This is a genomic window from Corynebacterium sp. CCUG 70398 (genome assembly GCF_024454055.1).
Classification (GTDB): domain Bacteria; phylum Actinomycetota; class Actinomycetes; order Mycobacteriales; family Mycobacteriaceae; genus Corynebacterium; species Corynebacterium genitalium.
This window is the reverse complement of record NZ_JAGPYZ010000003.1, coordinates 108,006-134,425: the sequence shown is the minus strand read 5'-3', so window position 1 is coordinate 134,425 and position 26,420 is coordinate 108,006. Positions and strand designations below refer to the sequence as shown.

Sequence of the window (26,420 nt, the reverse complement as noted above, 5' to 3'; positions counted from 1 at the left end):
GAGCTGTCGATCCTCGCCTCTACCCGATCGTCTTGACCCAGTTCTCCAACAGGTGCAACCCAGCGTCACCGGACTTCTCCGGGTGGAATTGAGTCGCCCACAACGGCCCGTTTTCCACTGCTGCCACAAAACGGGAGTCACCGTGCGTGGACCACGACACCTTCGGATACGCGATGAACTCGTCTTCCTGCATTTCCCAGGTTTGCACACCATAGGAATGCACGAAATAGAACCGCGTTTCCGCCTCTAGGCCCGCAAACATGTCGGAGTCGCCTGCAACATCGACGGTGTTCCAGCCCATGTGCGGCAACACAGGAGCAGAGAGCTTATCGACGACTCCTGGCCACTCCCCGCACCCTTCCGTCTCAATCCCATGCTCAACTCCGCGGTCAAACATGACCTGCAACCCCACGCAGATGCCGAACACCGGCCGGTCCCCCGCTAGGCGTTTCCCGATGATCCGCGGCCCAGCAACCTCTCGCAAACCCTTCATGCACGCGTCGTACGCCCCCACCCCCGGCACGACCAGGCCATCCGCCTCGACGGCGACCATGGGTTCACGGGTGACCACCACATCCGCGCCGACGTGCTCGAGGGCGCGCTGCGCAGACCGCAAGTTTCCGGCACCGTAATCAAGGAGGGCGACAACTGAACTCATGGGCGTGATTCTAGCCAGGCGACGTACAGCTGATGCCCGATGCCCTCCGGTATGGAATCGACGGCGGCTGTACGAATGACAACCTCGAACCATTGGTCGTCTGAGATGCGCATATCGTCGATTCCGTGGGTTCGCAGAACTATGGAACCCAGTAAGACACCTAACCGCTTGTTGCCGTCGACAAGCGGATGGCTTGACTCAATGCTGTGGATAAGCGCACCCGCTTTCAACCACGGATTGGGGTACAGCTCCTTCCCCTCGAACGTCACCCATGGCCGGTCAAGTGCAGCAGCCAGAAGCCCCATGTCCCGAACACGAAATCCCGCCGCATCGAGAATTGGCTCGATAGCCTCGAGTGTGAACCGCTGTCGAATGGTCACGCGTTCTTCAACCGTTCCATCAGTTCGGAACGCGCATCCATGATTTCCCAGAAATCCCGCTCATTGGCCCGCTTAGCTTCAGAAATCTCCCACTCTTGCCGGATTAGACGCGAGATCACTTTTTGTTTTGAGGTGCCGGCGGTCTCTGCGAGAGCGGTGAGTTGCTGGTCTTCTTCTGGGGTGAGCCTAAGGTTGAGCGCCATAGCAAAATGGTACCAAATTGGTACTTACGGGTGGCGCCGCCTGCCCACAGCCCAATCGGCAACAGACAGCATGATCCCGGCGATGACGATCATCCCACCGACAATAAAGGACCCCGTCGCGCCGACGCCAGCGATGATCAGCCCGAAGAAGAACGACCCGATTCCTTGCCCACCGTCGAAGGAAATGTTCCACACTGCGGAGGCATGGCTCACCTTCGACTGCGGCAGGCGATGGAACATGGTGAGTAGGGATTCGTTCTGAATCACTCCGAATCCGGCACCGAATAGCAGGGCCGCGACGACAAGCCACCACTCCGATGCCCCTGCGGCGAGGCACCAGGCGAAAAGGAACATGCTCGCGCCAAGACAGACCTGGAAGGGGATCATGAGGGTTCCCGGTTCACCGCGGCGATCGGCCACCGATCCGGCGCGGATGCGAGCCAGCATGACGGCGAGGTTCACCACGGCGAGCAAGACGCCGCCCAGTGCGGTGCCAGATGCGATGCCCATGTCGCGTGCCGCAGCGGGCAGGAAGTTGGCGATGAGACTGAATGCTAATGATCCGACCGCCAGCGCCATCGCCGGGATGAGCAGTAGTTTCCACGTTGGTGCGGAGACCGCGCCTTCCATCACGGGGTCGGCCGGGGCACCCTTGACCGCAGGAATAAAGAAGCACGACACCAACCCCGCGCCGGCAATGACCAGTGCGATGATCCACACCGGCAGGTAGCCAACGCGTTCCCCGATGAAAAGACCGAGCGGCAGCGTGAGCATCTGCGCTAAGCCGCCAGAGGCACCGAACACTCCCGTGGCCTTACCCAGCATTTTCCGGGGCACGAGCTCTGGAATGATCGCGGATTCGGACACCGTCATGGCACCGAAGCCGACACCGCGCACAACGGAAACGGCCAGGACCATTGCCGGCGCCATCGACAGTTCGAACAATAGGGCCGGCACACCGAGCAACACGGCGGACACCGCGATCGCGGATCGGTAGGTGAAGCGCCGCAGTAACCGGGGCATGAACACCTGCGTGATCACCGTTGCGAGCATGAATACGCCTGTTGACGCGCCCGCCAGCGCCGACGATCCGCCGGAGTCCAGCACGGCCACTGGAACGACCGGGAGCAGCATGCCCCACGAGCCGAAGGCCGCGGCTACGGCGACAAGCGCTGGCACAAACCCGCGGACAGCCCACACAGAGGTGGGCTGTCCGGGCGTTCCAGGTGACACGGGTGCCACAGATGTCACGGCATCGCCCCGAACAGCACGATGAGCGCACCGGAAAGTGACAGTAGTGCCAGAATGCCCAGCACGATCGTCACTGGCTTATTGCCCTGCTGGTAGAACGACCACGTCCCGCCAACCAACAGGCCGGCCAGGATGAACAGCATCCACACGGCGATGCTGGAACCAGCCTCCATTACAGCGCGCCCTTCGTTGACGGCACGCCGCTGACCCGGGGGTCGATCTCGTAGGCGGCACGCAAAGCACGCGCTACAGCCTTGTACTCGGCCTCGGTGATGTGGTGCGGATCGCGGCCGTATTCGACGTTGACGTGCAGGGTGATGCGCGCGTTGTAGGCGAGCGTCTCAAAGAAGTGGCGGTTGATCACAGTGGCGTAGTGCCCGCCGATGATCTGCCATTCCATGGACTCCGGTTCACCGTTCATGACAAAGTACGGCCGGTTGGAGATGTCCACCACGGCGCTGACCAGGGTCTCATCCATCGGCAGTGCCATGGAGCCGAAGCGGCGGATGCCCTTCTTGTCCCCCACAGCGTCGATCAGCGCCCAGCCCAGCGTGATCGCGGTGTCCTCGATGGTGTGGTGCGCGTCAATCTCGATGTCTCCGCGCGCCTTGATGGTCAGATCGAAGGACCCGTGGGTGCCGAAAGCCGTGAGCATGTGGTCGAAGAACGGCAGTCCAGTGTCAACGTCGACGTTGCCCGTGCCGTCGAGGTTGATTTCCACCGAGATGTCGGACTCGCTGGTGGTGCGGGTCGCTGTACCCACGCGGTCAGTCATTGCTCTTAATCTCCTTCGCCGCGGTCAAGAATGCGTCATTCTCCTCGTCCAAACCAATTGTCACACGAAGATACCCCGGCACGCCGATATCACGGATCAAGACACCGCGGTCCAGAAACTGCTGCCACGATGCGTGGGTGTCGGCGAAGTGCCCGAAGAAGAGGAAGTTCGACTCGCTCGGCACGACCTCGTATCCCATCTCTGCGAGCGCATCTTGGACGTGCTTGCGTTCGCTCGCGAGCTTTTCGACGTTTCCGAGCGTCTCGTCCGCATGCCGCAACGCTACACGGGCAGCCGCCTGGGAAATGACCGACAGGTGGTACGGCAGGCGGACAAGCATGACGGCCTCAATGAAGGCAGGATCAGCGACGAAGTAGCCGAGACGACCGCCGGCGAAGTCGAACGCCTTCGACATCGTGCGGGAGACCACCAGCTTGGTCGGGTATTTCTCCACCAGCGTCACGGCGGATGGCGAGGGGGAGAATTCCGCGTATGCTTCGTCGACAATCACGATGCCGGGCGCAGCGTCGAGGATTCGCTCGATGTCATCGATCGAGGTGACATCACCGGTCGGGTTATTCGGGGTGGTGACGAACACAACGTCCGGCTGCTGTGCGTTGATTTCGCTGATGGCGTGATCGATATCGATGCGGAAGTCAGCGCCGCGGTCAATGCCGATAAACTCCGTCTGCGTTCCTGCACTCAGGATCGGGTGCATGGAGTAGGACGGCGCAAAGCCCATGGCAGTCCGTCCGGGCCCACCGAATGCCTGTAACAGCTGTTGGAGGACTTCGTTGGAGCCGTTGGCGGCCCACACATTGTCCACGGTCACTGCCACGCCGGTCTGCTTACTCACGTACGCCGCGAGGTCCGCTCGCAGCTCCACGGCGTCGCGCTCCGGGTAGCGGTTGAGGCTACCGGCGACGCGAGAGATCTCTTCCAGCAGATCGCTGATCAGCGCCTGCGACGGCGGGTACGGGTTCTCGTTCGTGTTCAGCGCGTACGGAACCTCAAGTTGGGGCGCGCCGTAGGCGGACTTGCCACGCAGTTCTTCGCGCAGCGGAAGATCAGAAAGCTCGGCCATTATTGCGCCTCCGTTCGCGCCTTGATTGCCTCGCCGTGGGCGGGCAGTTGTTCGTCGGTGGACAGGGTGATGATGTGCGGTGCAACCTCGGCGAGCGCATCCTCGGTGTACTCGATGAGATTGACCGGCCGCAGGAAGGTGTGCGTGGTCAGGCCCGGAGTGAAGCGCGCCGTGCCAGACGTGGGCAGCACGTGGTTGGAGCCAGCGATGTAGTCACCCAGCGGCACCGGGGAGAATGGGCCGATGAAAATCGCACCGGCGTGCTTGATGCGCCGGGCCACGTCCGCGGCGTTGCGGGTGTGGATTTCTAGGTGCTCAGCGGCATAGGCATCAGCGACGGCAATGCCTGCCTCCAGATCATCAACGAGCACAATGCCCGACTGCGGCCCGCCTAAAGCAGTGCCCGCGCGGTCGGCGTTGAGGGTTGCGGTGGCACGCTCGTCGATAAGCATATCGACGGCTTCCGCCACCTCTGGCGAATACGTAATCAGCACTGATGCAGCATTCTCATCGTGTTCGGCCTGGGAGATCAGGTCGGCGGCGACGTAGAGCGGATCTGCAGTGTCGTCTGCCAGCACCGCGATCTCGGACGGGCCGGCTTCCGCGTCGATGCCCACGACACCGTTGACTACCCGCTTGGCGGCTGCGACGAAAATGTTTCCCGGACCGGTGATCATGTCCACCGGCTCAAGCTGCGCCTCATCGTCGCCGTAGGCGAGCAATGCGACTGCCTGCGCACCGCCGACGGCCCACACCTCATCGACACCGAGCATTGAGCAGGCGGCCAGGATCGTCGGGTGCGGCCACCCGCCGAACTCTGCCTGCGGCGGGCTGCACACCACGAGGGATTCTGCACCCGCCTCCTGGGCCGGGATAACGTTCATGAGCACCGACGACGGGTAGACAGCTTTACCACCCGGGACGTACAGGCCCACGCGCGGGACCGGCAGGAAGACTTCTGTGACAGTCGCACCGGGAGCGACGTCAGTCGACTGCTCCTGCGGCTTCTGCGCAGCGTGGACCGTACGGATCCTCCGAATCGCTTCCTGCACAGCGGCGCGAAGAGAGTCATCGAGATTGTCTGCGGCAGCGGCCATGACATCCGCCGGGACACGCACGGACGCAGGGCGCACACGGTCAAATTGCTCACCGTAGTCCAGAGCCGCTGGCGCACCGCCGGTCTTCACCGCATCAATGATCGGTGTGACAGTGGGCAGGACGGACGCCACATCCATCCCGCCACGCGGCAGGATGCGGCGCAGCTGCGCGCTCGACGGGGTTTGGCCCCGCAGATCAGTCACTTTCAGCATGGGAGAATCTCCTTCAAACCTTGTTGAAGTACATCCTATTCACCCACTTGGACACTCCCCCGTCCGCCTTCGAATGCGGCTGTGCTGACCAGCCCCAGCCAATAAGCCAGACTCGCCATGAACGGCGCAGCACACCACGCGATGCCGGGTTGGAACGCGGGCACCAAAGTGAATGTGTCAGACTCCGCTGCCGCGTGCGGAGGGTTGGCAAGATTAGCTGACCATTGGCCGAGAACGTGCAGCGCCCAGCTAGAAAACAACGCCACGCATGCGGCGAAAACCATGCGGGAAAGGTTGCTTTCCCGCTCCCCCGTCCCGTACGCCACAAGGCCGACAGCCAGCCCGAGGAGAGTAGAAAGGATGACAAACCAACCGAAGGATGCGAATTCGACGCTGTCAGGACTCAACACATGGTTGATCTGAACTCCGCCGTCAACAACCTCGGCAACATAGCCGGGGCGCAGGAACCCCCATATGACACCGATGACGCACCCGAGGATGACCCCGAGTGCGACGACCCCCGCTCCCCAGCGAAGCTTTAGTTGCACACCTTCCACTGGCCGTTCTCACGAGCGAAGCGCTGCACGCCGGACTCGGTCTGGCCGTTGGTGTTCACCGTCACGTTGGCGGAAGCAGTGTCGCCGTTCACACGCACGTCGGAAAGCGATGTCTGCGTCGCCGGGACCGGCGGAATCGGACGACCCTGCGCCTTAGCAGCATCGACTGCGAGCTGCATTTCGCGCTCGGTCTTCTCCAGGCTGGTGCCCTGGCTAGCCAGCTGCTGGTTGGTCTGGTCGACCACCTTCTTGCAGGAGTTGTCCATGATCACGCGGGTCCAGGAAACGAAATCGCCCGGGTTGTAAATGCGGTTCATGGTGTCGGTCATGGCCCGCACGTCAGCCTCGCTTGCGGGCTGCCCGTTCTCGATCGGCTGAATGTCAGGCGTCGGCAGCGTACCGTCCTCGAAGGGGTTGACCACGCCAGCACCCGGGTTCGGAGCGCCCTGTGCCTGAGGATCGTCAGCGTTCTCGCCCTCACCCTCCGGCTTATCCTTGTCGTCCTCTTTCTTTTCATCAGCCAGCGGATCGACCTCCGCGCCAGCGGTGACCTGGTTGGTTTCGGTAGCCACCTCGGACACGACGTCGCTCTGATCCTCGCCGGAGCCGCACGCAGCTAGTGCGAGGGGGGCAACCAAGACGGCGGTGGCGAGGGCGACGGCCTTCTTCGAGTTAGACATGAATCGGAACTCTCCTCTAGGTTTTCGAGAACTGCTCCCGACACTCTAGCAGCGTCAAGCTTCAGTTACTCAATTGTTGCGCAGGGAAGTACCAGTGAAGTAGCTGTGAATATCGGGTGTACCCTTGCGTGTTATGCAGCTGTCCCAGTCCACTATCGCACAAGCGGCGGTGGGCATCCTAGACGAGTACGGCCTTGCTGACGTGTCCATGCGTCGGGTCGCCGCGTCGCTTGACGTCGCGCCTGGAGCCTTGTACTGGCATGTGGACAACAAGCAGGAACTCATTTGCGCGATGGCAGAAATCATTATCGCCCCAGTCCTCGAGCGCACTTATGCCGGGCCGCGTGAAGCTTGCGCCGCCCTGCGCGGAGCTGTTCTCTCCCACCGCGACGGCGCGGACGTGGTCGCCACAGCCGCAGCACTACCCGGCGCGGACATTCACGCGCACCTCCTGGATGCAGTCAAAGCGACGCTCAGCGACGGGCCCTCGGCAGACAGCGAGCGCGCGGCGCTTATCGACGCGACCGCGACCGGGTTGCTCTATCTCACTCTCGGAGCGGCGAACATGCACCAGGCCGGCGTTCAGTTCAACGAAGCTGCCCGCCAAACCTCGGCTGCCACGGCTCCCCGTGGCAGTGTAGAACACGTTGAGCAGGCAATTGACCTTCTGCTCGCGGGCCTCGACGCACAGTGAGCTAGAGCTATTACTATCGAGTCTCATGACAACTCCTAGCGAGAACGCGCAGACCCAAGTTTGGCCTGGATCCTCCTACCCATTGGGCTCCACCTACGACGGTGCGGGCACTAACTTCGCCCTTTTCTCCAACGTCGCCGAGAAGGTTGAGCTGTGCCTGCTCGACCGCGAGGAGAACGAGACGCGTATTCCCCTCGAAGAGGTAGACAACCACGTCTGGCACGCCTACCTTCCTGGCGTCCTGCCGGGACAGCGATACGGCTACCGGGTCCACGGCCCGTGGGACCCTGAAAACGGCAAGCGCTGCGACCCGTCCAAACTGCTCGTCGACCCGTATGCCCGCGCATTCGACGGCGAGTTCGATGGAGATTCTTCCCTGTTCTCCTACGACATTCACGCCGAGGAACCCGGCACCGGCCGCAACGAGGAAGACTCGCTCGGTCACACCATGAAGTCCGTGGTGATCAACCCGTTCTTCGACTGGGGCGACGACCGTTCTCCGCGCATCCCGGATAATGACACTGTCATTTATGAGACCCACGTCAAGGGCATGACGCAGCTGCACCCCGATGTCCCGGAGAACTTGCGAGGCACCTATGCCGGCATGGCGCACCCGAGCGTGATCGCGTACCTCCAAGACTTGGGGGTCACCTCTGTCGAGCTCATGCCCGTCCACCAGTTCCTTCAGGATGACCGCCTGCGGGACTTGGGCCTGCGCAACTACTGGGGCTACAACACCTTCGGCTTCTTCGCGCCGCACCAGGATTACGCCGCCAGCGAGAAGCCGGGCGATGCCGTCGCCGAGTTCAAGGGCATGGTCCGCGCCTACCACGAGGCCGGCATGGAGATCATCCTCGACGTCGTGTACAACCACACCGCCGAGGGCAACCACCTAGGCCCCACCATTGCGTTCCGCGGCATCGACAACGAGGCGTACTACAGGCTTGTCGACGGTGACGCCTTCCACTACATGGACTACACCGGCACCGGTAACTCCCTCAACGTCCGCGACCCGCACTCACTGCAGCTCATCATGGACTCTCTGCGCTACTGGGTCTCCGAGATGCACGTCGACGGCTTCCGTTTCGACCTCGCTTCCACTCTGGCGCGTGAGTTCTCCGACGTAGACCGCTTGGCTACCTTCTTCGACTTGGTCCAGCAGGACCCAGTCGTCTCTCAGGTCAAGCTCATCGCTGAACCGTGGGATGTCGGTGAGAACGGTTACCAGGTGGGCAACTTCCCGCCGCTGTGGAGCGAATGGAACGGTAAGTACCGCGACACCGTCCGCGATTTTTGGCGCGGTGAGCCCTCCACCCTGGGCGAGTTCGCTTCGCGACTCACCGGTTCGTCGGACTTGTACAACCACAACGGCCGCCGCCCGACGGCGTCGATCAACTTCATCACCGCCCACGACGGCTTCACACTCAACGATCTGGTCAGTTACAACGAGAAGCACAACTGGGACAACGGTGAGGAAAACCGCGACGGTGAATCTCACAACCGTTCCTGGAACCACGGTGAAGAAGGCCCCACCGACGATCCGGAGATCCAGGAGCTGCGTTCGCGCCAGCGCCGCAACTTCCTGACCACGTTGTTGCTTTCCCAGGGGACCCCGATGATCGCCCACGGCGACGAGTTCGCCCGCACGCAAAACGGCAACAACAACGTCTACTGCCAAGACAACGAGCTGGCCTGGATGGACTGGAACAGGCTGGACGAGTCGGAGGAACTGCACGACTTCACCCGCCGTTTGATCAGCATCCGTAAAGAGCACCCTGTCTTCCGCCGTCGCCGCTTCCTGGCCGGCGGTCCGCTGGGCATGGACGCTCAGGACCGCGACATTGCGTGGCTGGCTCCCGACGGTCAGATGATGACCAATGATGACTGGGGCTTCGCCTTTGGCAAGGCCCTGCAGGTCTACTTCAACGGCAACATGATTGCTGAGCCTGATTCCCGTGGCCAGCAAGTCGTGGACGATTCCTTCGTGTTGATGTTCAACGCCTACCACGAGGACATCGAATTCACCCTGCCGCCGAAGAACATGGGCGCGAAGTGGGAAGTCCTCATCGACACCACTGAGCCGCTCGGGTACCCGGCGGAGAAGGAGGAGATTGAGGCGCAGGGTACCGCGAACGTTCCGGCACGCTCCACCCTCGTCCTGCGGCAGATCGAGCCGCCGGTCTTCGAGGACGGCGACGATGAGGCAGAGCAGGACGCAGCGGAAGAGGGCGCTGTTGTTGGTGGCGGTTCGACCCGGGTGAACCCCGAGTCATGATCTCAGCTCTCGGCACGCGCGTCGTCGTCACCGGCGCTGCTGCGGAAATTCACCCGGAGGAGTTAGCGGCCGCGCTTCGTGGCTCGTCGGAACCGACGGTGATCAACCTCGACGACATCACGAACACCGAGGTTCGCTCCGGGGATTCGTGGGATGAAAGCACGGTCGCGATCGAATCCGGCGGTGAAACCGTCACGGTGCGCTTTGCCCCCGGAGATACGGAAGGCCCGCAGCAGCTGTGTGCGTTGCTGACCGGGGAGTCCGTCAGCGTCGACACCATCACCGGTTTCTCCTTTGTTGCCGTGGCTGTGCACACCGCCAGCCAGGACTGGGGCTCTGTGGACCGAGTGGACCTCGCCCGCGTCACCGACAGCGAGGTCACCGAGCGATTCAGCCTCGAACCACCGACGAAGGAGGCGTTAGCTGACTTCATTGGCGATAGCCCCCTCGTCGGCTACAACGGATACTTCGACGCATCTGCCCTGCGCTATGCAGGCCTTGTTTCCGATCTCACCTTCGCGTGTGTGCTCACGCAGGCTCGCGCAGCTGAACTTGACGTGCCCAACCACAAGCTGGACACCCTCGCCGACTTCTTCGGAGTGGACGCCGACCCGGCATCGGTGATGGCTGCTCTCGCCCGGCACGCCAAGCACACTGGCTCTCTGAAAGACTTCGTCCACGGAAGTGGCTTTGCCATGGGCACTGTCAGCGCTGACCGCGTCATTCCTGTGTTGCGTGACTTCTCCGGTGCAGCCTCGAGCATCCAGAAGGCCAGCAAGGCTGAGAAAGACACCCCGAAAAAAGAGCAGCAGGGCAACAACAGGGGTCCCGCGCCGTGGCAATCTGTGGCTACCCCGGACACCATCCCGGATCCGGCAGTCGACGCGGACCCGAACTCGCCCCTGTACGGGCAAAACGTCACCCTCACCGGAGAGTTCGATCCCTTCGATAAAGGACAGCTCTGGGACGGCATCGCCAACCAGGGCGGCCAAGTAGGAAAGAACGTGACCAAGAAGACAACCATCCTGGTCACCGGCGAGTGGGCCACCATGACGTCAAAGGAAAAACGGGCCCGGGAATTGATGGATAAAGGCCAAGACATCGACATTTGGCCAGCAGAGAAGCTGCTCAACGTGCTCGGTCTCGACGAGGAACCTCCCTTCTAGCCTTTTCCTTCCGGCACCGGGAACCAGACGGGGCGGTGACGCAGTCTAACTAGGGCATGACCACCACATGCTCTACCGATCTGCTTCCTGTCACCGGGTTCGTCGCGTTGCCGGTGCGGGCGGAAGTCGTCGAAAAGCGGCCCTGGGGCGAGCGCGGGGACTCGCCCGCGTATCTCAACCTCTCCCCCAACGTCGTGGCAGTGCTCATCTCCGAAACCGGGCACTTACTGTCCCAGATTGACCTGTGGGACAGGGGCCTCAGCGTGAAACAGGCGTGGGATTCTGCCGCCTACACCTTGTTGGAGCGCCAGAATTCTCACCGCGTCGAGTTCCAGGTACGCAACGCTTCATGCGCACTCGGCACTACTGCGCCACGCGGATTCGAAATCGCCCCCTTCGATGTGCCTGCAGTGGCGTGGCTGTCGCACCCGAAAACGTTTCAAATGCTGCACCAGCACTTTCTCGAGGTGCTCGTTCCGAAAACCGGACTCGTGTACGTCACCCGCGACCAGCGCGACCTGTTCGTGCTGGACACCACAATCGAGGCTGCTGCGAAGGCTGTACCGCAGGCGACCGTCATGACGTACTCCCTCGGTTTCCCTGTCGTGACTAGGGTGTGAGGGGTACCCACCATTTAAGGAGCGAAGCATGCACCGCCCGATCACGTCCACTTACCGTCTGCAGTTGCGGGGGACGCAGGCTGATCCGTCGGGCCGCGGCTTCGGTTTCGCGGACGCGGAAGCCCAGGTCCCCTACCTGAAATCGCTGGGCATCTCCCACCTGTACCTCTCCCCTGTGTTCACCTCGTACCCGGAGTCGAACCACAACTATGACGTCACCGACCCAACGGTGGTCAACCCAGAGCTCGGAGGTTTGGAGGGATTACGCGCGCTGGCCCATACGGCACACGAAGCGGGACTGGGTCTGATCCTGGACATCGTGCCCAACCACCTGGGTGTGGAGACACCGCAGAAGAACAAGTGGTGGTGGGATGTACTCAAGAACGGCCAAGATTCGGAGTACGAGTCCTACTTCGACATCGACTGGCACGAGGACAATGGCGCTGGCGGCAAACTGGGGCTCCCTGTGCTGGGGCAGCCTGGCGACGAAGACGAGTTCGAGCTGACGCTTCTCGACGAGATCGATGAGCCGGTACTGAAGTATTACGAGAACTACTTCCCGCTGAGGCCTGGGTCCTTCGAGTCGCTTGACGACGATCCGCGTGAAGTCTACGAACGTCAGAGCTACCGGCTGATGTACTGGCGCGACGGTGTCATTTCCTACCGCCGTTTCTTCTCCGTCAACGGGCTGGCCGGTATCCGCCAGGAGGATCCGCTCGTTTTCGAGCACACGCACCGGGTGCTGCGGCAGCTCATTGCTGAAGACCTCATCGACGGTATCCGCGTCGACCACCCGGACGGTCTGGCTGATCCGTTCACGTACCTCAACCGGCTTCGTGACCTCATTGGGGATGACCGCTGGCTGGTCGCAGAGAAAATCCTCGGAGTCACCGAGCCGCTCGATCCACGCCTGGCGGTCGATGGGACGACCGGTTACGACGCGTTGCGCGAACTCGACGGGATCTTCATCAACCGCGAAGCCGAAGACTCCATGAGCATGCTGTCTTTGCGCCAGTCCGGGTCTACCTGGGATGAGCCCGCTATTGAAGCCGCAGAGCACCAGCTCAAGCGCGACGTCGCCGAGTCCGAGCTCGCCGCAGAGATCCGCCGTCTGACACGCGCCATCCGCCGCGACAACTTCTCCACCGCTGGCTCCAATGTCTCCGAAGAAGACTTGACCAAGACGGTGATCGACCTCATTGCTGCCATGCCGGTGTACCGCGCTGACTACATCTCGCTGTCACGTCAGACTTCTACTGTCGTGGCCGACATGGTGCGCCGTTTCCCGTCCCGGCGTGCGGCCCTTGACCTGATTTCCGCAGCGTTGCTGGCCAACGGTGAGGCGAAGACGCGTTTCGCGCAGGTCTGTGGTGCCGTCATGGCCAAGGGTGTGGAGGACACGCTGTTCTACCGCGCCTGCCGCCTTGTCGCCTTGCAGGAAGTGGGCGGGGCACCTGGACGATTCGGTGTCTCGGCGGCTGAATTCCACCTGCTCCAGCAAGAGCGCAATAACTTGTGGCCGCACGCCATGACGGCGCTGACCACCCATGACACGAAGCGCAGCGAGGACACCCGCGCGCGGATCATTGAGCTGACAGAACGCCCGAAGACATTCGCTGAACTCATCGCGCAAGTCACGGCGCTCGTTCCCGCACCAGATCAGGCCACCGCGCACTTCCTGATCCAGAACATTATCGGGGTGTGGCCGGCTGACGGGATCACCGAGGATGTTCAGCAGCGCCTGCGCGATTATGCCGTCAAGGCGGTGCGCGAGGCGGGTGTGCATACCTCCTGGTTCGACAACGCCCACGACTTCGAAAAGGCCATCACCGACTGGGTCGACGCTGTCGTGGAGGGGCCGGCAAGTGGCATGATCACCGACTTTGTCAAGGAAATCCATCGGGGTGCTGTCCAGGTCTCCCTCGGCAGGAAGCTGCTTCAACTCGTGGGGCCGGGTATCCCGGACACCTACCAGGGCCAGGAGTTCATCGACCTATCCCTGGTGGATCCGGATAACCGCCGCTTTGTTGATTACGTCAACCGCGAACAAACGCTCTCCCAGTTCAAGGAGAGCGAGGACCACTACGCAGATCTCTGCTTCGCCCGCGATAATGCTGACGGCACTGGCCTCTACCCGCACCTAGAAGACGTGGCGGACCGCGCGAAGCAGGCAGTTGTCCACGAAGGCGCGATGCTGCGCCGCCAGTACCCGGACATCTTCCTGGGTGGTGACTATCAGGCAGTCTTCGCTGTCGGCGAGGCCGATAACCATGTTGTGGGGATCGCGCGCGGAGCAGATTCGGCCAGCCTCTCCGTGATCGGCTTGGCTGTGCGCCGGCCCCTCATTCTCGAAGACAGTGGCGGATGGGGCGACACCACCGTCACGCTCCCCGAGGGACAGTGGACAGACCGCCTCACCGGGAGAACCTACGAGGGCACGATCCCGTGCGCAGAGCTTCTCGACGTTCTGCCCACCGCACTTTTAGTCAGCCACCACCTCGACTCCGCCCGCTGGGACAGCTAGGCGTGAAAAGCGGCTAGGCGAAGATGAGCACGAGGGTCACCACAATAGTGACCACGATCACGGCCAGGACCAGCTGGGTGGTGTAGGAGACCTTCACGGGCGACAGGCCTTGCTTCCAGAACTCGTAGTTCTCGCCGTAGGGGTCGTCCTTCTTCGACTTATTCGCGGCCGGGGCCGACGGGCCGTAGTTCGGCTGAGGCCGGTTCGGGGGCGGATCGGGCAAGAATGCGTCGCCAGAGAAGGTGGCACTCGGCTCCGGGTAGGTGTTTAGGTCAGCCACTGGCGTTCTCCGATCGCTTCGCGGATGTTCAGTTCGAACTGCTCGGGGGTCATGTCGACGTTGTTCGCTTCTTGGTGGACATCAATCCACTTATTGAACAGTTCGGGGATGGTCGCTTCCGGTGCAGGGCTCTGCATCGCGAAGTCGAGGGCGTGCAGGATGCGCATTAGTCCGGTGCGGTTGAATCCGATCCAGTTCACTTCCCCGTCCACGGCTTTGAGGGTAAGTGTCAGCTCTTCAGCCGGCCCGTACGGGCGGCCGCAGAATCCGGTGAGCCATGCGTGGTCGATCACTGTTACTTGGCCCGGTGCAGTGCCCAGGAACAGCCGCGAGGAAGTGCACACGCACGCCGACGTGAACCCGGGAGCACTCGTGAGTGCAACCTCGAGGATTTCCTCTCCAGGGCCGAGCACCTGCATGACGTCGTTCACGACGGCCGGTGCGATTTGGGTGTCGCCGCAGCGCTCTAAAGCTTTACGCGCAAACTCGTTCTCCTTCACCACATACGGCAGGTTATCATGTGCGTTGCGTGAAAATGGACTTAGAATCTATGTAGCGAAATCTGAGTGAGCTGAGGTTTGAGTCCGCTGTTTGAGGAAGGAATCCCCCGATGACCGCCATCACTGCTGCACGGTTTGAACGCCCCCGCGCTAAGGCTGAGGATGTTGCCGTTGACCTGTGGGAATGGAGCACCCCGCAGCCGGACCGTCAGACAGTGCTGGAAGCCTCCTTCGCGCTGCCGTACCGGGTCGGGCATGACCGGCCCGTGGACACTCCCACGTTGCCCGTGAAGAAGGACCGCGTGCAGTACAAGCGCATGCTCGAGCAGTGGTGGGGTATCACTTCCGCCGAAGAAACTCGACAGATGACGGAGAGGCTCATCGCCGGTGACGTGCACACAGCCTCGTCAGATGCGGTGCTGCACACCGCCGAGATGCTCACGGGCGAGTTCGCACCGCAGGAATGGCGTTCGCAGGATTTCGCCGAGCGCCGCCGCACAATGGAGATCTTCCTGGAGCACCTGGCTATCTCCAACTGGATGGATCCGAAGCAGCTCTGGACAGACTTCGACCACTGGCTCGCAGTGCGCACCCACCCGTCGTTTGCGAACGTCAATGCACCGTCGGCCCCGGCAACGACCCGCGCCTGGGACATCATGCGTGTGGAAATGACCGCTGCGACCGCCGCCCTCGTCGGGATCATCACCCCGGAAGAGTACTCCAGCTACGCCGCCCGCGCCGTCGCTGAGCTGCAGAAGCACTTCATGTCCTGGGCGGATGCCGCAGCGAGCTTCTGGTGGGGCCGCGCGATTTGGTCAGCTGACACCATCCGCGACAACGCGGACGACATGCAGGGTGAACTCCAGGTGTTTGACCACATTCTCACGGAGGCGTTGGCTGACCCGAACTCCCCTTGGCGGCGCTTCCCGCTCCACGCTTAGCCGCTCCTGCCACGCAGTTTGTCCAGCTCGCGGCGTTCTTTCTTCGTCGGCCGGCCAGCGCCGCGGTCACGCTTCGGCATGGAGTAGAAGTACTCCTTCGGCGGTGGCGGCGGAGAGTGGTCGATGTAGCACTGCCGCGCGATGGGTGCGCCGACACGTTTCCGGGGCGTGTCGACGACTTCGTAATCCAGGTCGCGGTAATCCTTCCAGGCTTTGACGCGGTCCCCCGGCACGACTTGAGCTGAGGGTTTGACCGCATTGCCGTTGAGTTTCACGTGCCCGGCGCGCACAGCGTTCGCAGCCTCGGTGCGGGTTTTATACATGCGCACCGCCCACACCCACACGTCGATGCGGACGGCGGATCCGTCTGGCACTAGTACTGGTCCCGGTGGTTGATGATCTTCTGAACCTTGCTGTAGTTGACCATTCCGCCGACAACGGCAACTACGAAACCGAGCACGATAAGCGACCACGTTTGGGTCAGAAGTGCCAGTGCGACACCGCCCACAACACCTCCGCCGACCCACAACGCGCCATTGCGGGAATAGCGGCGCACGGCCTGCTTGCGTGCTTCGATCGGGTTATTCGGGCGGGGCTGGATCGTCATAGGGTTCAGTCTAACGCACGCTCCACCCACGTCTGCCCCACCGTGCGTGCTTCGCTCGTGCCCTGAGTCAGAGCCGCCAACAGCTCGTTCAACTCCTCCACACCACCCGGCGCAACGGCGAGGGTGTAGGCCGCCTGGGCGCCGTATTCGACATCGACCACGTCCACTCCTGCAGCACGCAGGTCCGCCTCCACTCTGCCTGCGTCAGCATGCGGCAAGTCGACGCGGGCGAGTTCGCGCATTCGCTTTTCGACGGGTTCCACCAGCTCCAGCGCCTGCGACACCGATTCCGAGTACGCGTGGACGAGACCTCCCGCGCCGAGCTTCACGCCGCCGAAATAACGGGTGACCACAGCGACCGCACAGCGCAGCCCCGACCCGCGCAGCGCGTCGAGCATTGGTTTGCCAGCTGTGCCGGACGGTTCGCCGTCGTCGGAAGAACGCTCAATGCGGCCTTCCGGGTCCGCGATGAAGGCGGTGCAGTGGTGCCGCGCGTCGGGGAACTCGGCGCGGGCACGCGCGATCACGTCGCGGGCTTCCTCCTCGGATTCAGCGCGGGCGATCCAGGTGATGAAGCGAGACTTCTTGACCACAATCTCATTGACCACCGGGTCGCCTGGCGGAGGAAGGGTGAATGTCGTCAGCATGAGTTTCAGATATTACTTAGTGTGGGAGACATGAGGTTTGAAGTCTGGGCCCCGCACGCGCACGATGTTCGTCTCATCGTCGACGAGAACGAGCACGATATGCGCCGCGATGACAGCCGCCGCGGGTGGTGGACCAGCGATGTCGAGCAGGTTCCTGGCCAGCGCTACGGCTTCACGCTTTTCGACGGCAACGACTGGTCCAAACCCCTCCCCGACCCGCGCTCCCGGCGCCAGCCGGACGGCATTCACGGACTCTCGGAAGTCGTCAGTACAGACTTCCCGTGGACCGACGACCACTGGGTCAACTACGAGTTGCAGGGCCAAGTCATCTATGAGCTTCACGTGGGCACGTTCACGCCGGAGGGAACGTTCGATGCGATCGTCGATAAGCTTGATTACCTCGTTGAACTCGGTGTGACCACGATTGAACTCATGCCTGTCCAGCCGTTCGGGGGCGAGCGCAACTGGGGGTATGACGGTGTCGACTGGTTTGCAGTCCAGGAGTCCTACGGCGGACCGGAAGGCCTCAAACGGCTTGTCGATGCTGCCCACCACCGTGGCGTGGGCGTCTTCCTCGACGTGGTGTACAACCACTTCGGCCCCGACGGCAACTACAACGGCATGTTCGGCCCCTACACCACGGCCGGCTCGACAGGCTGGGGCGATGTGGTCAACCTCTCCGGGGCCAACTCGGACGAGGTGCGCGCCTACGTGCTTGATTCTGTCCGGCAGTGGCTCGACGGGTTCCACATCGACGGGCTGCGACTCGACGCGGTGCACTCCTACGACGACCGCGCGGCGTACTCCATCATGGAGGAGATCAACATGCTCGCCGACGAGATCGAGGTGAAGAACGGCCCAAACCCGATCATCATCGCAGAGAGCGACTTGAATGATCCGCGCATCATTGCCGACTACGCCCACGGCGGGTACGGGCTGGACGCGCAGTGGCTTGACGACATCCACCATGCCCTCCACACCGTCATCACCGGTGAAAACATCGCCTACTACGAGGACTTCGGAACAGTGAAAATCCTCGCCGACAGCCTCCGCCACGGCTACCGCTTCCGCAGAGACTGGTCCAACTTCCGCGGACGCACGCACGGGCGCGCACTGAACTTAGAGCAGATCGCCCCGTGGAAGCTGATCACCTACACCACCACGCACGACCAGGTAGGCAACCGCGCAGCGGGCGACCGGCCGTCGCAGAACCTGACGATGGCGCAGCACGCGTTGAAGGCGGCAGTGATTTTCTTCAGCCCGTTCACACCGATGATCTTCATGGGCGAGGAGTTCTACGCCCAAACCCCGTTCCCTTTCTTCGTCTCCCACACGGACGAGAACTTGCAGCAGCTCACCCGCGAAGGTCGCGCGCACGAATTCGCCCGCTACGGCTGGAACTTCGATCATGTGCCCGACCCGGTCGACCCCGCGACCTTCGAGTCGGCGAAACTCGACTGGAACTTCGCCGGCGACAACGTGAAGATGTACGAGATCTACAAGGATCTGCTCACGCTGCGCCGCCGGCTCGGGCTGGCCAAAGACGACCTGCGCGAGCTCCAGGTCGATCACGGAGCAGACGGCGAGAAGTGGTTGACCATGGGGTACGACGACGTCTTCCTCGCCGCCAACTTTTCCGACGAGGAAGTCACAGTGCCCGCGGGTGGTGAGTTGGTGTACTCGTACGGCTCGCCGCGCGTCGATAAGCAGCAGACGGTGCTGGGCGCATGGGACTTCGCGATCATCGCACGATAGCCCCGCGCCTTGACTTGCGCTAACCGGTGACGATGAATTCGTACTCCGGTGTGCCCGGCATGAGGCGCTGACAGTCGAAGGAGGCATCCTCCATGCGTGCAAGCAGCGGATCGAGATCCGTGGCGCGAGCCAGTTCGATGCCGACGAGCGCGGCACCGGTCTCCCGGTTGTTCTTTTTCAGGTATTCGAACAGCGAAATGTCATCGTCCGGGCCCAGCACATCGTTGAGGAAACGGCGTAGCTGGCCCGGCTCCTGGGCGAAGTTGACCAGGAAGTAGTGCTTCAGCCCCCGGTGCACCAGGGAGCGCTCCATGATCTCGGCGTAGCGCAGCACGTCGTTGTTACCGCCGGAGATAACGCACACGACTGTGCTGCCCGGCGCGAGCTTGACCTCGTCGAGGGCAGTGACGGATAGTGCGCCCGCAGGCTCCGCAATGATGCCTTCGTTCTGGTACAGGTCCAGCATGGTCGTGCACACAGCGCCTTCATCGACGTCGACGATGTGGATGCGTCCCTGGTTTTCCTCGATGATGCGGTAGTTGACGTCGCCGATGCGCTTGACCGCGGCCCCATCGACGAACGGATCAATCGCCTCGAGCGTGACTGGTCCGCCCGCGTTCATCGCAGCTGCCAGGGACGCAGCGCCTGCTGGCTCAGTACCGATGATGGCCGTGCGCGGCGACATGTCGGCGAGGTAGGCGGCGATTCCTCCGATCAGACCCCCACCGCCAACGGGGACGAAGATGGAGTCGAGCGATTTGCCGAAACCAGTCAGCTGCGTGAGCACCTCCGCAGCCACAGTGCCCTGACCGATGACGGTGTCACGCGCGTTGAAAGGCTCCACGAGGGTGGCACCGCGATCTTCCGCATCTCGGCGCGCTGCTTCCGCGGCTTCGTCGAAGTTGTTGCCCACGAGCACAAGCTCCACGCTGTCCCCGCCGTGGACCATGATCCGGTCGCGCTTCTGCTTCGGGGTCCGCTTGGGCACGAAAATCTTACCGTCAATGCCCATCGCCCGGCACGCGTACGCCACCCCTTGCGCATGATTGCCTGCCGACGCCGCGACGACCCCAGCCGCTTTCTCCTCATCGCTCAAGTTGGAAATGTTGTAGTAGGCGCCGCGGATCTTGTACGACCGCACGTCCTGGAGGTCTTCCCGCTTCAGGTACACCTCCACCCCATGCTGCTGCGACAAGCGCGGGCAGAACTGCAACGGAGTGGGCGCGATGACGCTGGAAATTCCAGCCTGCGCACCCTGGATATCGGAGGCGTGCACGGGCGTGAAATCAGGCGCGGAAGTCATAGAAGATCATCTTAGACCCCTTGGATTTTGCCGAAAAAGAGACTAGACTATGTCGCGGTTTCCAAACCTACTACTGCACGTCGCACGCACGTTACCCGTGAACGTTTTGAAGGAGTCTTTCCCCGTGAAGAAGCGCACTGGCCTTATCGCCGCCGCACTGTCCGCCACTATGATCTTCGGTTCCACCACCCCTGCGTTTGCTGATGACGCTAACGATGGGAAGGTCGAAAGTGTCAAGGACAACGACACCCCGTCTGAGGACAAGGACGAGGATAAGGAAGAAGACAAGAGCGATAACAAGGGCCCCTGGGACAAGAACGGCGCATCCAGTGAGGGGCCATGGGAGAACGGCGGCAGCTTCCCCGAGGGTTCTTCCGGCCTGAACCGCCTCGAGGCGTACTTGAATTCCAACCACTTCGAGTCGATCTCTGCCATCGTCGCTGCTCTTGCCGGCGTGGTTACCGTGGCCACTCAGCTCGCCGCGCTGATCATCAAGATCAACCCGGCTGCGAAGGCGCAGTTCGAGTCCCTCTTCAAGAAGTAGACGCGTGGTAGATAGCTAGCTGAGCTAGTTATCCCGGCACGTTAGCTGGCGAGTAGATGCGCTCGCCAGCTTTTTCTATCCCAGGACTCCGGCACCCATGGCGGCCTTCAAATCGCCCATGAGGCTGCCGGATCTTTCTACTCGCAGGTGGTCCCCCAAGATCATCAATTGGGACTGGTCACCGTTGACCAGGTTCAAGTAGACGTCCGAGTCACCCGGGTTATTCGACAGAACCTGCTTGAGTTTGCGGATGTTGTCCATCGTGCACTGCTCCGTCTTCAGAGTCAGGCGCAACGGTAGACCGGCACCGTTACCGGGGCCGAGCTCTGGGACTTTCACGTCGTCGCCGAATAGGCTCATGCGGTCGTCGCGGATGGACACGTGCGCCTTGACCAGTATGATGTTGTCCTCGACGATCTGCGGCGCCACCAGCGCGTAGACCTTGTTGAACAGTAGCACTTCGACCTGCGCACCGTGGTGGTCCTCGAGGGTGACGATGGCCCATGGGGAACCGTCCTTTTTCGAGTACCGCCGATCCACGCCGGAAATAATGCCGCCGATGGTCACTTCATCACCGTGGCGCATCTCTCCTTCTAGGATCTTCGGCAGCGGAGTGTCGGTCTGGGCGTCAATGGCTTCCTCGAAACCGTCGAGCGGGTGGCCCGAGACATACAAACCGAGCATTTCACGCTCGAGGGCGAGTTTGTGCTTCTTCTCCCACTCGTCGTCAGGCACCTCAATGGAAAACGCGTTCGTGGCCTCCTGGTCTCCCCCGAAGGCAGAAAACAGGTCGAACTGCCCCTTGTCGGCCGCCTTCTTCGTGGTCAGCACCGAATCCACAGCGTCGTCGGAAACCAACAGCAAACCCTTGCGCGGGTGATCCAATGAATCGAACGCGCCCGCCTTGATCAGCGACTCGGTAATGCGCTTGTTGCACGGCAGCAGATCGATCTTGTCCAGGTAATCGGAGAAGTTCGTGAAAGCGCCCTTGGTGCGGCGGGACTCCATGATGGACTCCACCACTTCTGCACCGACATTGCGGATCGCGGCAAGGCCGTAACGGATGTCCTTGTCCACAGCCATGAAAGTCTCTTCAGACTCATTAATGTCCGGCGGGAGCACCGAGATGCCCAGGTGCCTGCAGTCAGCCAGGTAGATCGCGGACTTGTCCTTCTTGTCACCGACGGAGGTCAGCAGAGCGGCCATGTATTCCGCGGCGTAGTTCGCCTTCAGGTAGGCCGTCCAGTAAGACACGAGCGCGTAACCAGCGGCGTGGGACTTGTTGAACGCGTAGGACGCGAACGGCTCGATCGTGCCCCACAGAGCGTCGACAGCAGCCTTAGAGTAACCGTTGTCGAACATGCCCTGGGAAAACTTCTCGTATTCCTGGGCGAGCACCTCGGGCTTCTTCTTACCCATCGCCTTACGGAAGCCGTCTGCTTGGCCGGCGGTGTAGTTGGCCACCTTCTGGGAGATGTTCATGATCTGCTCTTGGTAAACGATCAGACCGTACGTCTCGTCGAGAATCTCCTTGAGCGGCTCCTCCAGCTCCGGGTGGATCGGAGTGATCGGCTTGCGGCCGTTCTTGCGGTCCGCGTAATCCCAGTGCGCGTTCACACCCATCGGGCCGGGACGGTAGAGCGCCAACGAGGCGACAATATCGTTGAAGCCGGTCGGCTTCATGCGCTTGAGCAGCTCCTGCATGCCGCCGCCGTCGAGCTGAAACACACCGAGTGTGTCACCACGGGACAGCAGCTCGTAGACCGCTTCATTGTCCGTGTCCAATGCCTCGAGATCGATCGTCTCGCCGCGGTTCTTCTCAATGTTCTCGATGGCGTCACCGATCACCGTGAGGTTACGCAGCCCCAGGAAATCCATCTTCAGCAGGCCGATGGCCTCACACGCTGGGTAGTCCCAGCCGGTGATTAGTGCGCCGTCTGCAGGCCTCTTCCACATCGGGATGTGGTCCATGAGCGGCACCGACGCCATAATCACGGCACACGCGTGCACGCCTGCTTGCCTGACGACGCCTTCCAGCCCCCGTGCCGTCTCATAAATCTTCGCCACATCCGGGTCAGTCTCGATCATCGAACGGACCTCGGTGGCCTCGGAGTAGCGGTCGTGCTCCGGGTCGGTGATACCGGACAGCGGGATGTCCTTCGCCATGATCGCCGGTGGGAGTGCAGCGTTGATCCGGTCGGCCTTCTGGAAACCTTCCTGGCCGAAGTTGACCTTGGCGGAGTCCTTGATCGCCTGCTTCGTCTTCACGGTGCCGAAGGTGATCACCTGGGCGATCTTGTCCTCGCCCCAGTTCTCTGCTGCATAGGTGAGCATCTCGCCGCGGCGGCGGTCGTCGAAGTCAATATCGATATCGGGTGCGGACGGGCGCTCAGGGTTCAAGAAACGCTCGAAGAGCAGGCCGTGCTCCATCGGATCGATATTGGTGATGGTCAGCGCGTACGCGACCAGGGAACCTGCTGCGGAACCACGGCCCGGACCGACGCGGATACCGATGGAACGTGCGTGCTTGATCAGCTCGGCGACGATCAGGAAGTAGGACGGGTAGCCCTTCATGTCGATGACGTCGATCTCGTAGTCGGCGCGGGCGCGGTAATCCTCCGGCACCTCCTTGCCCTCGAACCGCTCATCCAAGCCGCGGTGCACTTCCTTGCGCAGCCACGTCGTCGGGGTCTCCCCCTCCGGCACGGTGGCAATCGGCATGCGGTCGTGCGGGTGCTCCTCCCACAACTCGCCATAGTCGCCAACGCGCTCAGCGACCCAGAGAGTGTTGTCGCAACCGTCGGGCACCATGTCGTCCCAGTCGTTGCGCATCTGCTCGGCGGACTTGATGTAGTAGCCGGTGCCGTCGAACTTGAACCGGTCCGGGTCCAGCAGCGTCTTACCAGTCTGGACACACAGCATCGCCTCGTGGGCGGGCGCCTGGGATTCCAGCACGTAGTGGCAGTCGTTGGTGACCAACGGCGGCAGGTCTAGAGCTTCGCCGATGCGCAGCAAATCCTCACGGACGCGGCGTTCAATGGTCAGCCCGTGGTCCATGAGCTCGAGGAAGTAGTTGTCCTTGCCGTAGATGTCCTGCCACATCGCGGCCGCCTCGAGCGCCTGGTCGTACTGGCCCAGGCGCAGGCGCGTTTGCACGTCGCCGGACGGGCACCCAGTGGTGGCGATGATGCCGTCAGCATGCTCGGCGATGAGCTCTGCATCCATGCGCGGCCACTTACCTAGTTGTCCTTCGTAGGACGCAAGCGAACTCAAGCGGAACAGGTTGCGCAACCCTGTCGCGTTCTCCGCCAGCATGGTCTGGTGCAGGTACGCACCGGAGGCGGAAACGTCATCGCCCTTCTGGTCCGGGGTGCCCCACAGCACGCGCTTCTTATTGAAGCGCGACTCGGGTGCCATGTAGGCCTCGATACCAATGATGGGCTTTATGCCCGCGTCTGTCATCCGGCGGTAGAACGCATTCGACCCGAACATGTTGCCGTGGTCGGTCATGCCGACTGCGGGCATGCCCTGGCGGGAGACCTCCTCCGCCAGCAGATCCACCTTGGCCATGCCGTCGAGCATGGAGAACTCGGTGTGGTTGTGCAGGTGGACAAAGGAGGATTTTTTGGCCATGAGGAGAGTCTACTCGTAGCGCAAAGCGTCGATCGGTTGCATCTTGGCAGCCTTGTTTGCCGGGTAGAAACCGAAGAAGACGCCGATACCCATCGAGAACAACAGCGAGAACACCACTGCCCCGATCGGTGGGAATGCCACCGGGCCGTAGGAGTCACCTTCGATGAAGCCGAGCAAGCCACTCGACAACACGCCGATGAGGCCGCCGAGTAGCACGCCAATGATTCCACCGAGCAGACACACCATCACTGCCTCTACGATGAACTGGGTGCGGATGTCGCGGCGGGTCGCGCCGAGCGCCTTACGCACACCGATTTCCCGGGTGCGTTCGGTGACGGTGATGAGCATGACGTTCATCACGCCGATTCCGCCGACGAGCAGAGAAATACCACCGATGGACGCGATCACCGAGCTAATGGCGCCAAAGATGGCTGTGAATCCCTCGAGGGACGACTCCATGTCGATGACTTGCGCCTCGGCGTTGTCGTTGTGCGCGTACTGGCGGTCCATGTAGCTTTGCAGCTCGTTGCGGAACTCAGCCGGGTCCTCATCACCCGTGGTCTGCACGATGAACATGTTGACGCTTTCAATGGGTTCGGCGATCCGCTCGAGCGAGCTCAACGGGATATAGATCTGACCATAGGCCTGCATCTGACCGAAGCTATCGGCACTTTCTTCCTCGGCTTCGGCGACACCGATCACGGTGAACACCCCGGTGGAATCGCCTTCGATATCGATGCGCTCACCGAGGGCGGCGGCGGCGTCGCCGTCAAAGAATGCGTCGACAAGCTCCTGCGAAATCACCGCGACGGGACGCTCGGTGTCAATGTCCTGCTGCGTCACTCCCCGACCGAATTCAACGTTGATGGCGCGAACGCCCAACGAATCCGCAAGCACCGGATTGATATCGGCAGACGCTGTCTTCTCACCATATTTCGTCTCCGCGGGGACCCTCTCGGAGATATCCGTTCCGATGACCCGCTCACCGAAATGATCCCGGATCTGGCCGAGCTCGTCGATAGAGACCATGTCGGACTCATCATCGACCGGCATATCCATGCCGCCGGAGAACTCATCTTCCGGCATCGCTTCTTCTTCGTCTGGAGTTTGGGCGATCATCACCACGTGCCGGGACGCGCCGATGTCTTCCAGACCACTCATCACCTGGTTCTGCAGGCCGCGGCCGAGCGTCATGATGATGATCACGGCCATGATGCCGATGATGATGCCTAGCAAAGTCAGAATCGAGCGCAGCTTATTCGTGCGCAGGCTGCTTGTGGCCAGGTTGATTGATTCACGCAGCTCCATGGGCACCTCCTGCGCGCACCTCCACGACGTGGCCGTCCTTCATTTCCACACTTCGCTGCGTCTCTTCAGCTAGGTCTGGGTTGTGGGTGATGAAGACGATGGCTTTGCCATAGTCCTGATTGAGACGGTGGAATAAGTCCATGACCATGCGTCCGGTTTGGGAATCGAGGGCACCCGTCGGCTCGTCAGCAAGCAGCAAATCCGGGTCGTTCGCCAGGCTGCGTGCAATGGCCACGCGCTGCTTTTGACCACCGGAAAGCTCGTTCGGCTGGTGTGTGAGGCGGTCACCCATGCCGACAATGTCGAGCAGCTCTGCGGCGCGCTCTTCTCGCTCACGCTTGCCGACGCCCGCGTACATCATCGGCATGGCAACATTTTGCAGCGCATTGATACGCCCGACCAAGTTGAAGTTCTGGAAGATGAAACCGATGTTTTGCGAGCGGTAGGCCGCTAGCTCAGTGTCGTTCTTTTGGAAGACGTCCTCACCGTTGAAGGCGTAACCTCCGTGGGTGGGTTTGTCCAGCATTCCGATGAGGTTCATCAAGGTTGATTTACCGCAGCCGGACGGGCCGACGATGGAAACGAACTCCCCTTGCTTGGTGTCGAAGTCGATGCCGTGGAGCACCGTGAGCTCGGTGTCTTTGCCTTGGTTGTATTTTTTGGTGATGCCGCGCATGAAGATGAGCTGGTCAGGATCAATCTCGACCAGCTGCGGCTGGTCGGCT

At 61.8% G+C, this 26,420-nt stretch carries 27 protein-coding genes; 8 read left to right on the top strand and 19 right to left on the bottom strand.

What is annotated here, in order from left to right; genetic code table 11:
- Positions 1-19: 19 nt before the first annotated feature.
- From hisH to KBX07_RS05180, 10 genes are read right to left on the bottom strand one after another with little or no spacing between them, the layout of a single operon-like run.
- Positions 20-658 (bottom strand): imidazole glycerol phosphate synthase subunit HisH, encoded by a 639-nt coding sequence (hisH, locus tag KBX07_RS05225; RefSeq protein WP_256023301.1) that lies wholly within the window; start codon positions 656-658, stop codon positions 20-22.
- On the bottom strand, positions 655-1,038 hold the full coding sequence (locus KBX07_RS05220) for a Fic family protein (RefSeq protein WP_256023299.1): 384 nt from the start codon (positions 1,036-1,038) through the stop codon (positions 655-657). Before KBX07_RS05220 ends, hisH begins: the two co-directional genes overlap by 4 nt.
- On the bottom strand, positions 1,035-1,241 hold the full coding sequence (locus KBX07_RS05215) for a CopG family transcriptional regulator (RefSeq protein WP_255997937.1): 207 nt from the start codon (positions 1,239-1,241) through the stop codon (positions 1,035-1,037). The genes KBX07_RS05220 and KBX07_RS05215 overlap by 4 nt, the downstream gene beginning before the upstream one ends.
- 24 nt (positions 1,242-1,265) lie before the next feature.
- Positions 1,266-2,483: an MFS transporter gene (locus KBX07_RS05210; protein WP_256023298.1), complete on the bottom strand. Its 1,218-nt coding sequence runs from the start codon at positions 2,481-2,483 to the stop codon at positions 1,266-1,268.
- Between the two features lie 5 nt (positions 2,484-2,488).
- Positions 2,489-2,665 carry a hypothetical protein gene (locus KBX07_RS05205; RefSeq protein WP_256023297.1) on the bottom strand — a complete coding sequence of 59 codons (177 nt, stop codon included), beginning with the start codon at positions 2,663-2,665 and terminating at the stop codon, positions 2,489-2,491.
- Positions 2,665-3,267: an imidazoleglycerol-phosphate dehydratase HisB gene (gene hisB / locus KBX07_RS05200; protein WP_005289634.1), complete on the bottom strand. Its 603-nt coding sequence runs from the start codon at positions 3,265-3,267 to the stop codon at positions 2,665-2,667. Before hisB ends, KBX07_RS05205 begins: the two co-directional genes overlap by 1 nt.
- The gene (locus KBX07_RS05195; protein WP_255997934.1) at positions 3,260-4,351 is read right to left on the bottom strand and encodes a histidinol-phosphate transaminase; all 1,092 of its coding nucleotides are present in this window, start codon (positions 4,349-4,351) and stop codon (positions 3,260-3,262) included. The genes hisB and KBX07_RS05195 overlap by 8 nt, the downstream gene beginning before the upstream one ends.
- On the bottom strand, positions 4,351-5,661 hold the full coding sequence (gene hisD / locus KBX07_RS05190; protein WP_255997931.1) for a histidinol dehydrogenase: 1,311 nt from the start codon (positions 5,659-5,661) through the stop codon (positions 4,351-4,353). The genes KBX07_RS05195 and hisD overlap by 1 nt, the downstream gene beginning before the upstream one ends.
- A 35-nt stretch (positions 5,662-5,696) precedes the next feature.
- Positions 5,697-6,209 (bottom strand): hypothetical protein, encoded by a 513-nt coding sequence (locus KBX07_RS05185; protein WP_255997930.1) that lies wholly within the window; start codon positions 6,207-6,209, stop codon positions 5,697-5,699.
- A complete protein-coding gene (locus KBX07_RS05180; RefSeq protein ID WP_255994824.1) occupies positions 6,200-6,898 on the bottom strand; it encodes a hypothetical protein in 699 nt (232 codons plus the stop codon). Before KBX07_RS05180 ends, KBX07_RS05185 begins: the two co-directional genes overlap by 10 nt.
- A 133-nt stretch (positions 6,899-7,031) precedes the next feature.
- Between KBX07_RS05180 and KBX07_RS05175 the strand changes: the two genes are divergently transcribed.
- From KBX07_RS05175 to treY, 5 genes are read left to right on the top strand one after another with little or no spacing between them, the layout of a single operon-like run.
- The gene (locus KBX07_RS05175; RefSeq protein WP_255994823.1) at positions 7,032-7,592 is read left to right on the top strand and encodes a TetR family transcriptional regulator; all 561 of its coding nucleotides are present in this window, start codon (positions 7,032-7,034) and stop codon (positions 7,590-7,592) included.
- Between the two features lie 25 nt (positions 7,593-7,617).
- Positions 7,618-9,867 carry a glycogen debranching protein GlgX gene (gene glgX / locus KBX07_RS05170; protein ID WP_005289628.1) on the top strand — a complete coding sequence of 750 codons (2,250 nt, stop codon included), beginning with the start codon at positions 7,618-7,620 and terminating at the stop codon, positions 9,865-9,867.
- Positions 9,864-11,033, top strand: coding sequence for a BRCT domain-containing protein (locus tag KBX07_RS05165; RefSeq protein ID WP_256023296.1), 1,170 nt, complete (start codon positions 9,864-9,866; stop codon positions 11,031-11,033). The genes glgX and KBX07_RS05165 overlap by 4 nt, the downstream gene beginning before the upstream one ends.
- Before the next feature lie 56 nt (positions 11,034-11,089).
- Positions 11,090-11,653, top strand: coding sequence for a hypothetical protein (locus tag KBX07_RS05160; RefSeq protein ID WP_255994821.1), 564 nt, complete (start codon positions 11,090-11,092; stop codon positions 11,651-11,653).
- A gap of 28 nt (positions 11,654-11,681) precedes the next feature.
- Positions 11,682-14,177: a malto-oligosyltrehalose synthase gene (gene treY / locus KBX07_RS05155; RefSeq protein ID WP_256002477.1), complete on the top strand. Its 2,496-nt coding sequence runs from the start codon at positions 11,682-11,684 to the stop codon at positions 14,175-14,177.
- Positions 14,178-14,190: 13 nt separating this feature from the next.
- Here treY and KBX07_RS05150 read toward each other — a convergent pair whose 3' ends face one another.
- Together KBX07_RS05150 and KBX07_RS05145 are read right to left on the bottom strand one after the other, a co-directional pair.
- Positions 14,191-14,457, bottom strand: coding sequence for a hypothetical protein (locus KBX07_RS05150; protein WP_256002476.1), 267 nt, complete (start codon positions 14,455-14,457; stop codon positions 14,191-14,193).
- Positions 14,445-14,957: a hypothetical protein gene (locus KBX07_RS05145; RefSeq protein WP_256023295.1), complete on the bottom strand. Its 513-nt coding sequence runs from the start codon at positions 14,955-14,957 to the stop codon at positions 14,445-14,447. Before KBX07_RS05145 ends, KBX07_RS05150 begins: the two co-directional genes overlap by 13 nt.
- 110 nt (positions 14,958-15,067) lie before the next feature.
- On the opposite strand from KBX07_RS05145, the gene KBX07_RS05140 reads away from it, so the two are divergent.
- Positions 15,068-15,898, top strand: coding sequence for a DUF1266 domain-containing protein (locus KBX07_RS05140; protein ID WP_256023294.1), 831 nt, complete (start codon positions 15,068-15,070; stop codon positions 15,896-15,898).
- Here the strand turns inward: KBX07_RS05140 and KBX07_RS05135 are convergent.
- From KBX07_RS05135 to KBX07_RS05125, 3 genes are read right to left on the bottom strand one after another with little or no spacing between them, the layout of a single operon-like run.
- Complete coding sequence (locus tag KBX07_RS05135) at positions 15,895-16,272, bottom strand: RNA-binding S4 domain-containing protein (RefSeq protein WP_255997923.1); 378 nt, start codon at positions 16,270-16,272, stop codon at positions 15,895-15,897. The two genes, KBX07_RS05140 and KBX07_RS05135, sit on opposite strands and share 4 nt — an antisense overlap.
- Positions 16,272-16,505 (bottom strand): hypothetical protein, encoded by a 234-nt coding sequence (locus KBX07_RS05130; protein ID WP_005289620.1) that lies wholly within the window; start codon positions 16,503-16,505, stop codon positions 16,272-16,274. Before KBX07_RS05130 ends, KBX07_RS05135 begins: the two co-directional genes overlap by 1 nt.
- Positions 16,506-16,510: 5 nt before the next feature.
- Complete coding sequence (locus KBX07_RS05125; protein ID WP_256023293.1) at positions 16,511-17,152, bottom strand: YigZ family protein; 642 nt, start codon at positions 17,150-17,152, stop codon at positions 16,511-16,513.
- Between the two features lie 30 nt (positions 17,153-17,182).
- On the opposite strand from KBX07_RS05125, the gene treZ reads away from it, so the two are divergent.
- Positions 17,183-18,907, top strand: a complete 1,725-nt coding sequence (gene treZ / locus KBX07_RS05120; RefSeq protein WP_256023292.1) for a malto-oligosyltrehalose trehalohydrolase — start codon at positions 17,183-17,185, stop codon at positions 18,905-18,907.
- Between the two features lie 19 nt (positions 18,908-18,926).
- On the opposite strand, the gene ilvA is transcribed toward treZ, so the two are convergent.
- Entirely contained in the window at positions 18,927-20,210 is a 1,284-nt protein-coding gene (gene ilvA, locus KBX07_RS05115) for a threonine ammonia-lyase IlvA (RefSeq protein WP_256023291.1), read from the bottom strand.
- A gap of 124 nt (positions 20,211-20,334) precedes the next feature.
- On the opposite strand from ilvA, the gene KBX07_RS05110 reads away from it, so the two are divergent.
- Positions 20,335-20,754, top strand: coding sequence for a hypothetical protein (locus KBX07_RS05110; RefSeq protein ID WP_255994813.1), 420 nt, complete (start codon positions 20,335-20,337; stop codon positions 20,752-20,754).
- 75 nt (positions 20,755-20,829) lie between these two features.
- On the opposite strand, the gene dnaE is transcribed toward KBX07_RS05110, so the two are convergent.
- Genes dnaE through KBX07_RS05095 form a run of 3 tightly spaced genes read right to left on the bottom strand, consistent with a single transcriptional unit; the run spans position 20,830 to position 26,371 of the window.
- Positions 20,830-24,387: a DNA polymerase III subunit alpha gene (dnaE, locus tag KBX07_RS05105; protein ID WP_256023290.1), complete on the bottom strand. Its 3,558-nt coding sequence runs from the start codon at positions 24,385-24,387 to the stop codon at positions 20,830-20,832.
- Between the two features lie 9 nt (positions 24,388-24,396).
- A complete protein-coding gene (locus tag KBX07_RS05100; protein ID WP_256023289.1) occupies positions 24,397-25,695 on the bottom strand; it encodes an ABC transporter permease in 1,299 nt (432 codons plus the stop codon).
- Positions 25,682-26,371, bottom strand: coding sequence for an ABC transporter ATP-binding protein (locus KBX07_RS05095; RefSeq protein WP_256023387.1), 690 nt, complete (start codon positions 26,369-26,371; stop codon positions 25,682-25,684). The genes KBX07_RS05100 and KBX07_RS05095 overlap by 14 nt, the downstream gene beginning before the upstream one ends.
- Positions 26,372-26,420 lie beyond the last annotated feature (49 nt).